Origin of the sequence: Macrococcus equipercicus, from assembly GCF_004359525.2 — a bacterium.
GTDB lineage: Bacteria > Bacillota > Bacilli > Staphylococcales > Staphylococcaceae > Macrococcus > Macrococcus equipercicus.
In genome coordinates, this window is the sequence record NZ_SCWC02000001.1 from 453,025 (window position 1) to 465,632 (window position 12,608).

The following is a 12,608-nucleotide window of genomic DNA, read 5'->3' on the forward strand; positions in this document are numbered from 1 at the left end:
ATGAGCACAGAAGTAGTTGGAATGTTGTTGGCAGGCGGTAAAGGAACACGATTAGGACAGCTGACAAAGGAGATCGCTAAGCCTGCAGTGCCGTTCGGCGGTAAATATCGGATCATCGATTTCACGCTGAGCAATTTATCTAATTCAGATATCAGTACGGTCGGCGTACTCGTGCAATATGCGCCGTTAATGCTAAACCGCCATATCGGTATGGGAAAACCTTGGGGACTGGATAAGCAGGACGGCGGCGTCACAGTGCTCGCACCGTTCGCCAATCAGACAGGTGCTTCATGGTTCGAAGGCACAGCAGATGCGATCACGAAAAATATTCACTTCATCGACCAGTATGACCCGGAATACTTGCTGATTTTGTCAGGTGACCATATTTATCAGATGGACTATCAGGCGATGCTTGATTTCCATAAAGAACAGCAGTCCGATGCGACGATCTCTGTCATCGAAGTGCCGATTGAAGAGGCGTCACGTTTCGGTATTTTGAACACAGAAGACGACTTAAAGATTTATGAGTTTGACGAGAAGCCGAAAGAGCCGAAAAACAATCTGGCCTCTATGGGCATTTATATTTTCAACTGGAAAGTGCTCCGTGAGTACTTGCTGAAAGATGAGCAGGATACGACTTCAGAGCATGACTTCGGCAATGACATCATTCCGAAAATGCTCGCTGATGATAAACGCCTGTATGCCTATCGCTTCGATGGTTACTGGAAAGACGTCGGTACTATCCAGTCATACTGGGAGGCGAATATGGATCTGCTGGAAGAAGACTTAGCTGAGCTGCTGAACAGCAAAACGTGGCCGACTTATTCTCATGAAGCGAATCTGCCGCCGCAGTTCATCGGCCGCACAGCAAATATTACGAATTCTCTTGTCTGCCCGGGTTCTTTCATCTTCGGTGAAGTCACGCGCTCTGTATTGTTTAGTGAAGTGACAGTTGAAGAAGGTGCTAAAATTACAGAATCCATCATTCACCCGAGAGCGGTCATCGGTAAACAGGCAGTAATCAACAAAGCGATCATCATGGAAGGCCTCACTATTCCTGACCATGCTGTCGTGGATGGGTCGACAGCAGAGGAGCCGATTGTCGTGGGTCCTGAAAATATTAATGATTTTATGAGTGGAGGTAAATAAATATGCGTTCTTTAATGGGATTAATCAACTTAGCGAATGAACATGACTTTCTGGAAGAACTGACTTACTTCAGAAACGGGGCGAGTGTCCCGTTCGCCGGGCGTTATCGGATCATCGACTTCGCCATTTCCAATATGGTGAATACTGGAGCAGACGAAATCGGTATATTTACCAATCAAAAGTACCGTGCGCTGATGGACCATCTTGAAAACGGGGATAACTTCGGGCTTGATGACCGAAACTCCCGCTTGTTCGTGCTGCCGCCTGACTGGCATGACCCGACGGACATTTCACGGGGAGACTTAAGACATTTCCATAATAACCGGGATTACTTCAACCGTTCCAATGCGACCGACGTCATGATTGCCGGCTCACAGTTCATCTGTAACACGGACTTTAAGGAAGCGCTGAGACAGCACGAAGAAACCGGGGCGGATGTCACGCTGATCACAGAACAGCGAGAGACGCTTGAAGACATGCACCAGCCGCTCCTGCGTATTAATGATGAAGAAGGACGCGTCGTCTTTTTGAATCATGACCAGGAGAATAAGCATATTTTTACCGGCACTTATATCATCAAAAAAGATAAGCTGCTTGAAATCGTTGATTACTGCATCCAGAACTATAAGGATAACTTCTTTATTCAGGGCATTCAGGAACGACTGGATCAGCTCAGCGTCAGATTCTTTGATATCCACGAAAGAACGATGTATGTCAATTCATTGAAGGCATTCTATCACAGCAACATGTCCATCCTTGATCCGACGGTTTACAAAGATATTTTCCTGCAAGCGCAGCGTATTCGTACGAAAACATCCAATCAGCCGCCTGCTAAATATTTGAATGACTGCATCGTCAAAGATTCAACCGTAGCTAACGGCTGTCTCATTGAAGGTGAAGTAGAGCATTCCATCCTTTACCGCGGCGTCAAAATCGCAAAAGGTGCGGTCGTCAAAAATTCCATCATTATGTCGAACTGCCGAATTGGTGAGAACGCCATTATCGAAAATGTCATTCTTGATAAAGATGTCAGTGTCAGCGATAATCAACGTCTCATTGGTTCATCGGATAAACCATTTGTTGTTGCAAAACGACAGACCATCTAATACGAGGTAAACAATCATGAAAAAAATACTATATGTGGCGTCTGAATGTACACCATTTTTCAAATCGGGAGGGCTCGCTGATGTCATCGGCAGCCTCCCGCAATATTTAAACAAGACTAAAAAATGTGAAGTCCGCGTCATTCTGCCGCTCTACAAGCAGCTGAAAGAAGCGTTCCGCGAACAGCTGACAGAAGTCATGATCTATACGACGGAAGTGGGCTGGCGGCAGCAGTATACCGGCATCTATGAAATGGTCTACGAAGGGGTTCACTACTACTTTGTGGATAATGAATACTACTTCAACAGGGAAAGTCTGTACGGCTATATTGATGACGGCGAACGATTTATTTATTTCTCGAATGCAGTCATCGAATTCATCTACCGCGGGGATTTCAAGCCGGATGTGCTGCACGGCCACGACTGGCAGGCAGCAGCGGCCGTCGCCATCTGCAACATCAAGAAGCCGGTGCCGGGTATCCGGACGGTATTCACTATTCACAACATTTTATATCAGGGCTGGCTCATGCACAGTGCATTTGAAGAGCTGCTGAATCTTGACCGCATTCACTTTGCGGGATTTGAGTGGGGCGGCATGCTCAACTTGATGAAAGCGGGCATTTTCCACGCTGATAAAATTACGACAGTCTCACCGACCTATGCGGAAGAGATCAAGATGGATTATTACGGCGAAGGGCTGCAGTGGATGCTGCAGCAGAGAAATGCTGACGTCCTCGGTATCGTCAATGGAATCAACGTGGACGACTACAACCCGATGAAAGACCCGAATATCCCGGTGAGCTATAAAACATCCCTGCCGAAAAAACGCGAGAACAAAAAGGCGCTGCAGCAGGAAATCGGTCTGCCGGTTGATGCTGATGTACCGATGTTTTCCATCATCACCCGGATGGTGGAACAAAAAGGACTGCACCTTGTGATGGCGATTCTGGAAGAGTTCGTTCAGCAGCATGTCCAGATCGTCGTCCTTGGCAACGGGCTGTATGAATTTGAATCCTACTTCAATGAGCTGCAGCGTAAATATCCGGAGAAAGTGCAGGTGACCATCGGTTTTGATGAAGGGTTCTCCCGCAGAATTTATGCGGCCAGTGATTTCTTCATCATGCCGTCACTCTTTGAGCCGTGCGGTCTGTCACAATTAATCGCGCTGCAGTATAAGGCGATACCGATTGTCAGAGAAACAGGCGGCCTGAAAGATACGGTCATTCCTTATAACATCTACAGCGGCATCGGCACAGGTCTTACCTTTGCCAATTACAACGCACATGAACTGTTAAGCAAGTTAAATGAAGCGGTGCGTCTATACCGTGATCCTGAGAACTACAAGTTATTGCTCAAAAATATTTCAAAAGTCAATAATAGCTGGGCTAAATCTGCAGCACAATACTTAGCAATCTATTAAGGGGCGGTAATCGTGAGAACATATACAAAATATGAATTCCTTGATCTTCTTGAAGATAAACTCCGCAAACAGCGGATGACGACAGTAGACGATGCGACAGACAAGGATCTATTTTATGCGATAGCTGCTATTATCAATGATGAAGTCCGTCAGGCAGGCCTTGAGACAGTGAAGCGCTATAGACAGAATAAAGAACGGCAGGTGTCGTATTTATCGCTTGAATTTTTGATCGGTCGTCTCATTGAAAGCAACTTAGTTAATACAGGGTTTAAAGCGGTGTGTGACGAAGTGCTGACGGACCTTGGCCGTAGTCCGAGAGCTGTCTATCATGAAGAAGAGGATGCGGCACTTGGTAACGGGGGACTCGGCCGGCTGGCAGCCTGCTTCCTCGATTCCGTTGCAAGCCTTGGTCTTGCAGGGAATGGCTTTGGTATACGTTACCGCTACGGTTTGTTTGAACAGCATATCGCTGAGGGCCATCAGATTGAGCTGCCGGACAACTGGCTGAAAGAACCTTATCCATGGGAGACGCGGAGAGCGGAAGAGGCAGTGACAGTGAACTTCGGCGGGTCAGTCGATTATATCACTGATGACGACGGCAACTATGTCTTCACTGTCACCAATCCGCAGAAAGTGACAGCAGTCCCTTATGATGTCAGTATTGTCGGCTATCGTAATGACGTCGTCAATAACTTAAGGCTCTTTAAAGCAGAAGCAGCTGATCATCTCGAGAACGCGACATATAACAGCCGGCTTGACGAAATGAATGCTATCGATCAAATATCAGCTGTGCTGTATCCAGATGATAACAGTGAGGACGGCAAACTGCTGCGACTCAAACAGCAGTACTTCCTTGTGTCAGCGACCATCCAGACGCTTGTTAAGCGGTTCAAGCAGACATTCGGAGTGCCGCTGACACAGTTTCACGACAAAAATGTCATTCAGATCAACGACACTCATCCGACGCTCGGCATTCCGGAGTTGATGAGAGTGCTGATGGATGAAGAAGGTCTCGACTGGGATGCGGCCTGGCATGTGACGACACAGACATTTGCCTACACCAACCATACCATTATGCAGGAGGCACTTGAAAAGTGGTCTTATGATCTGATTAGACAGCTCAATCCACGCGTGCTGATGATTATCGAAGAGATCAACAGAAGGTTCTGTGAAGACAAGCCGACTGAAGATATAGAAGAGATCGCCATCATCAGTGACGGTCTTGTTCATATGAGCAGGCTTGCGATCGTCGGCAGCTTCAGCGTCAATGGTGTGGCGGCGCTTCACAGCGAGATCATCAAGAACTATACATTCAATGCCTTCTACCGCTTGACGCCTGACAAATTCAACAACAAGACAAACGGCATCACGCATCGTCGCTGGCTGCAAAACGCCAATCCTGAACTCAGCCGGCTGATCACTGAACGCATCGGTGATACATGGGTCACACATCCGGAGCAGCTTGAACAGCTCATGAATTATACGGATGATGTGGAGTTTCTGGAGCAGCTGCATGCAGTGAAATTCAGCAACAAGCAGCGTCTGAAAGCCCTTATCTTTGAGCAGACAGGGATAACAGTCGATGAAAACTCGATTTTCGATGTGCAGATTAAACGGCTGCATGAGTATAAGCGGCAGCTGCTGAACGTGTTTCATATGATGTATCTCTACAATACGATTAAAGACAATCCGGCGATTAATATGCAGCCGAGAACGTTTATCTTCGGTGCCAAGGCCGCACCGGGTTATAAGCGGGCGAAAGAAATCATCCGTCTGATTCATGCAGTGGCTGACACTGTCAATGCGGATCCGGCTGTCGGCAGCCGGATGAAAGTCGTGTTTTTAGAGAACTATAATGTCAGCCTTGCTGAAGACATCATACCGGCGGCGGACATTTCTGAACAGATTTCAACTGCTTCGATGGAGGCTTCAGGTACAGGTAATATGAAGATGATGATGAACGGTGCTGTGACGTTAGGTACAATGGACGGGGCGAATGTGGAGATTGATGAGCGCGTCGGCAGAGATAACATCATCATTTTCGGGCTGTCATCTGATGACGTCATTGGCTACCAGCATAACGGCGGCTACAATGCACGGGATGTCTATACAAACGACGACCGTGTCAAAAGAGTGATGGACCAGCTGATCGATGATACATTTAACCACGGTAAGTCATTTGATGATTTATATTATCATCTGCTGAAAGATAATGATCCTTACTTCGTCCTTGAGGATTTCACCGCGTATGTCGAAGCACAGGAACGTGCCGCAGCGCTTTATCAGGATAAGAAAACATGGCAGCGGATGAGCCTTGTCAATATTGCACAGTCCGGCCGGTTCTCAAGTGACCGGACTATTAAAGAGTACAATCAGGATATTTGGAAGCTACACAACAACCAATAAAAAAGAAGCCGGCCGGCTTCTTTTTTTGTCTGATTCACTTAATCTTTCACTCTCATCTGCTCGACTTGAGCCTTGTCAGGTGTCGCATAGACGGTCGACTGGTCGGTGTAAGTGACAAACCCCGGCTTAGCGCCGCTTGGTTTATGGACATGTTTGATCAGCGTGAAGTCAACCGGTACTTGAGCGGACTGGCTTGCTTTCGAGAAGTAGCTGGCGATAACGGCTGCCTCTTTGATAGTTGCTTCAGACGGTGCTTTCACCTGGATGACGACGTGTGAGCCCGGAATATCCTTTGTATGCAGCCAAGTATGGTCTTTTCGTGCGACTTTGTTGGTCAAATAGTCATTCTGTATGTTGTTCTTACCGACCAGAATCGGTGTGCCGTCTGCAGACTGGTATTGTTCCAGCTGAATGGTCTGCTTCTTGTTAGCCTTCGTCTTCTGGCGCTTTTTCATCAGACCCTGCTCCTGCAGTTCTTCACGGATGCCTTCAATATCTTCATAGGAAATATAGGCAAGCTGTGCTTCCAGTGTCTCAAGATAAGCGATCTCCTGTTTCGTTTCTTCGATCTGCGTCAGCGCATGGCCTTTACGCGTCTTCATTTTGTTGTACTGCTTGTAGTAGTACTGGGCGTTTTCAGCAGGAGACTTCCGCGGGTCAAGCGGGATGGTGACCATCTCGTTCGTATAGTAATTCAGTGCCGCAAATTCACTTAAGCCCTGCTTCAGCTGATACATGTTGGCAGTGATCAGTTCACCGTAGAGTTTGATCTCATCTGTATGTTCCGCTTCTTCCAGTTCGTTCACCAGTTTGGCGAGTTTTTTCTCGTCCTTATGCAGCAGCTGCGTGATATGACGGCTTAAATCCACGCTTTTTGACTTGATGCGTTCGCGTTCGCCGCGCTCGTTGTAATAGTCATCAAGCAGTAATGACAACGTCTCGAACGACTTGACGGGTTCGCCGAGTGTCTCAAGCGGCATAAAGTAAAAGTATTCTTTCGGGCCGTGTGTGTAATAGACCGGCTGGACGTTATCCATACGCGCTTTAAAGCTGCGGAACGCTTCATCCATATCGTCATCAAGCGTCAGCATTTCATCGACAGCAAGCGGGCTGAATCCTTCGAGTGCATTCAGCAGCTGCTTTCGTGCCGGCAGTTCACCTGTCAGCAGCGGCGTAACGCGCTCGAGCTCAAACGGATTATGTTTTTTCGCGGTCGGCGGCTCCTCGTATGTGAAGCCGGGCATGATGGTGCGTGCGGCATTGGTGTTCGGCGTCAAATGTTTCATGCTCTCTAAAATCTTGAACTGCGCATCCGTCAGTATGACATTGCTGTGCTTACCCATCAGTTCGATGATAAGTTTGCGTTTGACAGGGTCGCCGATCTCATCAGTGTTATCGAAGTCAATCGTGACAATCCGGTCATTACCCTGCTGCGAGAGCGCTCTAATAATGCCGCCTTCTAAATGCTTTCTGAGCACCCGGAGGAACATCGGCGGATCGAACGGATTGGCATATTTCTTCTCCGTCAGCTGAAAGCGGGCGAAATTCGGATGCCCGGATATAAGGAACTGCTGATTCTTTCTGTCTGCTCTCACTGTCATAATGATGGTCTGGTGGTCGGGCTGCGTCACCCGGTTAATTCGGCCGCCGGTTAAAAAGGCTAGTTCAGCCATCATCTTTCCTGTAAATAATCCATCAAAAGCCATTATTCATTCACCTCATTTATCATTATTATAGTGTATCATGATTCATCAGACGAAACATTAAAGATGAATAATTTATGGAAACATGTATTTTTGGCGGAATTTATGATAAATTAAGTTATAACGAATTTTTAAGTAGAAAGGTCGTCGCAATGGATACTGAAAAAGGATTGCTCATTGTTTTATCCGGCCCCTCAGGTGTAGGTAAAGGTACAGTTCGAAAAGCGATATTCGATGATCCGACAACGGACTTTGAATATTCTATTTCAATGACTACCCGCAAGATGAGAATAGGAGAAACAGATGGTGTGGATTATTTCTTCAAATCACGCGAAACATTTGAAGCACTCATTGAAGAAGATGAATTCATCGAATATGCTGAGTACGTCGGCAATTATTACGGGACTCCTGTTCAATATGTAAGAGATACGATGGATGCCGGTAAAGATGTCTTCCTTGAAATTGAAGTAGAAGGAGCAAAGCAGGTCCGCCGGAAGTTTCCTGAAGCATTGTTTATCTTCCTGGCACCGCCGACACTTGCGCATCTGGAGGAACGATTGATCGGACGCGGCACAGAATCTGCGGACGTTATCGCCTACAGAATTTCAGAAGCGAGAAAAGAAGTGGAAATGATGAACCTGTATGACTATGTCGTCGTGAATGATGAAGTGCTGGAAGCGAAGCGTAAAATCCAGACTATCGTAGAAGCGGAGCATTTAAAGCGTGAGCGTATTGAAGCGAGATTCAGAAAAATGTTATTGGAGGCAAAAAAATAATGTTATACCCACCATTAGATAAAATTAAAGAGAATGTAAATTCAAAATACTTGGTTGTTACACTGGCAGCAAAACGCGCCCGTGAATTACAGGACAATCCTGATTCAAACTTGCTGGAACGTTACACGTCCTACAAACCGGTCGGCCAGTCATTGGAAGAGATCGCCCAGGGTAAAATCCACATTATCGAAGAATAGTTGAAGCGTTCGTCTGATGCGACGCTTTTTAGCAACGAAGTGCTGCCGGCACTTCGTTTTATTTTTCTCTTGGCCGGTGATTCACAGAATTCTAACATGTGGCATCATTGTCCATCACGTATTATAATAATAGAGGATACAATCATCTGAACGTTCATCTGGCAAACTTGTTTGTCAGATTTTTTATAGGAGGAAACAATGAAAATATTACTGAGTGTGACTGGTGGTATCGCTGTCTATAAGGCGATTGATTTAACGAGCAAACTCGTGCAGGCAGGTCACGAAGTCAAAGTCCTGATGACACAATCAGCACAGAAATTCGTGACACCGCTGCCGTTTCAAGCGTTGAGCCGCCATGAAGTGCATACGGACTTATTTGATGAGACGAATCCAGAGGTTGTTAAACATATCGATCTTGCGGACTGGGCGGACATCAATATCGTCGCCCCGGCGACAGCATCAACGATCGGCAGGCTGGCACACGGCATTGCTGATAATATGGTGACAACAACGCTTATCGCATCGACTAAACCGACGTTCATCGCCCCGGCCATGAACAGCAATATGTATAGAAACCAGGCCGTGCAGCGCAACATGGCACTGCTCCGTGAGATGAACTATCATGTCATTGATCCGAACAGCGGCTTTCTGGCATGCGGCTATATTGCTGAAGGACGCATGGCTGAACCGCTTGAAATCATTCAGTCGATCGAGGCGTTTATCATAGGGCAGCGTTATCTTCAGGATTATGCGGGCAGACGTCTGCTGGTTACTGCCGGGCCGACTATCGAGCGGCTGGATGCGGTCAGATATATGACTAATCATTCGACCGGCCGCATGGGTTACGCGCTTGCGGAAGCCGCTGCTTCCCGCGGGGCTGATGTGACTTTAGTGAGCGGCCCGGTTCAACTGACACCGCCAAAAGGCGTGCGTGTCGTTAATGTGGAGAGTGCTGAGGACATGTTTGAAGCAGTGAAATCACGGATGGACAGTCAGGACATCATCATCAAGGCTGCCGCTGTCGCTGATTATACGCCTGAATCACGCCTTGAAGGTAAGCTGAAGAAACAGGAAGGGAATCTCGAACTGTCATTCAAGCGGACGACTGATATTCTGAACTATTTAGGCGAACATAAGACGCATCAATATCTTGTCGGCTTCGCGGCGGAGACCGAGCAGATCGAGAAGTATGCTAAAGACAAGCTGAAGAAGAAGAATGCTGATGTGATTGTCGCCAATAATGTCGGTGACACGTCCATTGGGTTTAAGTCGGCTGATAATGCCGTTCAGCTGTTCTTTAAGGACGGCAGTACGCGCGTCATCGAGAAGATGCCGAAACTCGATGTCGCCCACGAAATATTAACAGCGCTAAAGAAGGATGATCATGTACGCTAAAGTAGTAGTGGATGTCAATGCAAAACGAGTGGACAAACTGTTTGACTATGCGGTGCCCGGCGAACTGGAGGCAGTCATCGCTGTCGGCATGCGTGTCGTCGTACCGTTCGGCCCGAGAAAGATTCAAGGGTACATTATTGAACTGGTGACAGGTGAATCAGCAAAGCCGCTGAAAGCGATCCATTGTATACAGGATGTGACACCGGAACTCAATGCCGAACTCATCGAACTGAGCGCATGGATGCAGGAGACGCATATCGCTAAGCGCATTGCGGTGCTGGATGTCATGCTGCCGAACGCGGTGAAAGGGAAATATCAGAAAGTGTACCGGCTGATGGCTGACGATATCCCGAATGAAGTGAAACAGCTGTTCAACAAACAGGGGATACGGAAGATCGGCGACTGCGCGCTTGAAGAAGTGATGACGCTTGAGCCGTTCATTGCAACCGGCCAGGTGATCGAGGATATTGATGTCAGCCAGCAGCAGCGCATTAAAATGCAGAAGGCTGTCACGCTATCCGGCGACATAGATAGGGCGCTTGCCATGCTGAGGACGGACAAGCAGAAGTCGCTTGTTGAATTAGTGGCCGACCGCCGCACCATCACTTTGAAGGAACTGAAGGAGATGGACTATTCGGCAGCGGTCATCAATGGTGTCGTGAGTAAAGGAATTCTGAAAAAGATTGAAATTGAAGAGACAAGAGACCCTTACAAAGACCGGGTGTTCTTTGCAGATGACAGAAAAGTACTGAGACCGGAGCAGGAGGCCGCCTATCATGCCATTAAAGCGGCAGTGGACGCTGAAAGAAACGACGTGTTTCTGCTGCACGGTATAACCGGCAGCGGCAAGACGGAAGTTTATCTGCAGGCAATCTCTGATGTTTTGGATAAAGGCATGACTGCGCTGATGCTTGTGCCTGAAATCGCACTGACACCGCAGATGGTTGAGCGGTTTAAGGCGCGGTTCGGCGATGAGGTCGCGGTGCTGCATTCGGGACTGAGCGCAGGAGAACGTTATGATGAATGGCGGAAAATCAGAAGCGGGGAAGCGCGCGTCTCTGTCGGCGCCCGCTCAAGCATCTTTGCGCCGTTCACGAACCTTGGACTCATCATTATCGACGAAGAGCACGAAGCGAGCTACAAGCAGGCGGATTATCCGCGTTACCATGCGCGAGACATCGCCCAGTGGCGTGCAGCGTACAATCATTGCCCGGTCATTCTTGGCAGTGCAACACCATCATTAGAAAGCTATGCGCGCGCTGAAAAAGGTGTGTATACACTGCTGACGATCAAGGAACGGGCGAACCAGTTCCCGGTGCCGTCAGTCGAGGTCATCAACATGCGCGATGAACTCGCAGCAGGCAACCGCTCGATGTTTTCCGAGACATTGACTGCAGCAATCAATGACCGCATACAAAAGGGTGAGCAGATTGTGCTGTTCTTAAATCGTAGAGGACATGCGCAGTTTATGCTGTGCCGCGACTGCGGCTATGTGCCGCAATGTCCGAACTGCGATATCAGTTTGACTTACCATAAAGTGACCGATGACTTAAAATGTCATTACTGCGGTTACAAGGAACCGAAAGTGCTGACATGTCCGAACTGTGACAGTGACCACATTCGTGAGATGGGTGTCGGCACACAGAAAGTCGAGGAATTGATCTATCAGCACTTCGACGGGGCGAAAGTCATCCGGATGGATAATGATACGACGTCCCGCAAGGGGGCACATGAACGGCTGCTCACTCAGTTTAAAAACGGGGAAGCGAATATTCTGCTCGGCACACAGATGATCGCGAAAGGGCTTGATTTCCCGAATATTACACTGGTCGGTGTGCTGAATGCAGATACAATGCTTAATCTGCCGGACTTCAGGTCTGCTGAGCGCACGTATCAGCTGCTGACACAGGTCGCGGGCCGCGCAGGCCGTGCGGAGAAGGAAGGGCATGTGATCATCCAGACTTATAACCCCGACCATTATGCGATCGAGCATGCGAAAAACAATGATTTCTCCGGCTTCTACACCCAGGAGATGCAGTTCAGGAAAGTCGGCAAATATCCGCCGTACTTCTATTTAGTCAATCTTGTGTTCAGCCACAGCGAGATGAAGCGGGTGCTGCTTGAAAGCAGACATATCCATGATGTGCTGCTGCAGCATTTAACACCGGGCAGCTTTGTTCTCGGTCCGGCGCCGTGTGCTATCGGACGGATCAATAACCAGTACAGATTCCAGATCATCATCAAGTTCAAGGCTGAACCAGAGCTGTTAAAGGCACTCACTTACCTTGATGATTATTATTATGAGCAGTTTGTAAAAGATAAATTTTCGTTAAGCATCGACATCAATCCACAGACGATGATGTAAGTTTGCTTAAGTGACAAAGTACACTTTTTGTGCTAATATATCAAGCATTATAAGAATTCAAAAGAGCTGCTCGCGTGACTGCCGGCAGCTTTTA

General features: G+C 47.8%; 9 protein-coding genes. 8 read left to right on the top strand and 1 reads right to left on the bottom strand.

Going from position 1 to position 12,608, the window contains the following annotated elements; genetic code table 11:
- Genes ERX35_RS02310 through ERX35_RS02325 form a run of 4 tightly spaced genes read left to right on the top strand, consistent with a single transcriptional unit; the run spans position 1 to position 6,078 of the window.
- The gene (locus ERX35_RS02310; protein ID WP_149458285.1) at positions 1 to 1,149 is read left to right on the top strand and encodes a glucose-1-phosphate adenylyltransferase; all 1,149 of its coding nucleotides are present in this window, start codon (positions 1 to 3) and stop codon (positions 1,147 to 1,149) included.
- 2 nt (positions 1,150 to 1,151) lie between these two features.
- Positions 1,152 to 2,255, top strand: a complete 1,104-nt coding sequence (gene glgD / locus ERX35_RS02315) for a glucose-1-phosphate adenylyltransferase subunit GlgD (RefSeq protein WP_149458286.1) — start codon at positions 1,152 to 1,154, stop codon at positions 2,253 to 2,255.
- A gap of 16 nt (positions 2,256 to 2,271) precedes the next feature.
- Positions 2,272 to 3,672, top strand: a complete 1,401-nt coding sequence (locus tag ERX35_RS02320) for a glycogen synthase (RefSeq protein ID WP_149458287.1) — start codon at positions 2,272 to 2,274, stop codon at positions 3,670 to 3,672.
- Positions 3,673 to 3,684: 12 nt separating this feature from the next.
- On the top strand, positions 3,685 to 6,078 hold the full coding sequence (locus ERX35_RS02325) for a glycogen/starch/alpha-glucan phosphorylase (protein ID WP_149458288.1): 2,394 nt from the start codon (positions 3,685 to 3,687) through the stop codon (positions 6,076 to 6,078).
- 38 nt (positions 6,079 to 6,116) lie between these two features.
- Here ERX35_RS02325 and ERX35_RS02330 read toward each other — a convergent pair whose 3' ends face one another.
- Positions 6,117 to 7,784: an Rqc2 family fibronectin-binding protein gene (locus ERX35_RS02330; protein ID WP_149458289.1), complete on the bottom strand. Its 1,668-nt coding sequence runs from the start codon at positions 7,782 to 7,784 to the stop codon at positions 6,117 to 6,119.
- 149 nt (positions 7,785 to 7,933) lie between these two features.
- Between ERX35_RS02330 and gmk the strand changes: the two genes are divergently transcribed.
- From gmk to priA, 4 genes are all read left to right on the top strand, one after another.
- Positions 7,934 to 8,557 (top strand): guanylate kinase, encoded by a 624-nt coding sequence (gene gmk, locus ERX35_RS02335; RefSeq protein WP_149458290.1) that lies wholly within the window; start codon positions 7,934 to 7,936, stop codon positions 8,555 to 8,557.
- The gene (gene rpoZ / locus ERX35_RS02340; protein ID WP_149458291.1) at positions 8,557 to 8,754 is read left to right on the top strand and encodes a DNA-directed RNA polymerase subunit omega; all 198 of its coding nucleotides are present in this window, start codon (positions 8,557 to 8,559) and stop codon (positions 8,752 to 8,754) included. The genes gmk and rpoZ overlap by 1 nt, the downstream gene beginning before the upstream one ends.
- 198 nt (positions 8,755 to 8,952) lie before the next feature.
- The gene (gene coaBC, locus ERX35_RS02345) at positions 8,953 to 10,149 is read left to right on the top strand and encodes a bifunctional phosphopantothenoylcysteine decarboxylase/phosphopantothenate--cysteine ligase CoaBC (protein WP_149458292.1); all 1,197 of its coding nucleotides are present in this window, start codon (positions 8,953 to 8,955) and stop codon (positions 10,147 to 10,149) included.
- Positions 10,139 to 12,514, top strand: a complete 2,376-nt coding sequence (gene priA / locus ERX35_RS02350; protein ID WP_149458293.1) for a primosomal protein N' — start codon at positions 10,139 to 10,141, stop codon at positions 12,512 to 12,514. Before coaBC ends, priA begins: the two co-directional genes overlap by 11 nt.
- Positions 12,515 to 12,608 lie beyond the last annotated feature (94 nt).

Excerpts from the sequence above, each read along its gene's own strand:
- ERX35_RS02310 (WP_149458285.1), top strand. The coding sequence starts at position 1 with ATGAGCACAGAAGTAGTTGGAATGTTGTTGGCAGGCGGTAAAGGAACA.
- glgD (WP_149458286.1), top strand. The coding sequence starts at position 1,152 with ATGCGTTCTTTAATGGGATTAATCAACTTAGCGAATGAACATGACTTT.
- ERX35_RS02320 (WP_149458287.1), top strand. The coding sequence starts at position 2,272 with ATGAAAAAAATACTATATGTGGCGTCTGAATGTACACCATTTTTCAAA.
- ERX35_RS02330 (WP_149458289.1), bottom strand. The coding sequence starts at position 7,784 with ATGGCTTTTGATGGATTATTTACAGGAAAGATGATGGCTGAACTAGCC.
- gmk (WP_149458290.1), top strand. The coding sequence starts at position 7,934 with ATGGATACTGAAAAAGGATTGCTCATTGTTTTATCCGGCCCCTCAGGT.
- rpoZ (WP_149458291.1), top strand. The coding sequence starts at position 8,557 with ATGTTATACCCACCATTAGATAAAATTAAAGAGAATGTAAATTCAAAA.
- coaBC (WP_149458292.1), top strand. The coding sequence starts at position 8,953 with ATGAAAATATTACTGAGTGTGACTGGTGGTATCGCTGTCTATAAGGCG.
- priA (WP_149458293.1), top strand. The coding sequence starts at position 10,139 with ATGTACGCTAAAGTAGTAGTGGATGTCAATGCAAAACGAGTGGACAAA.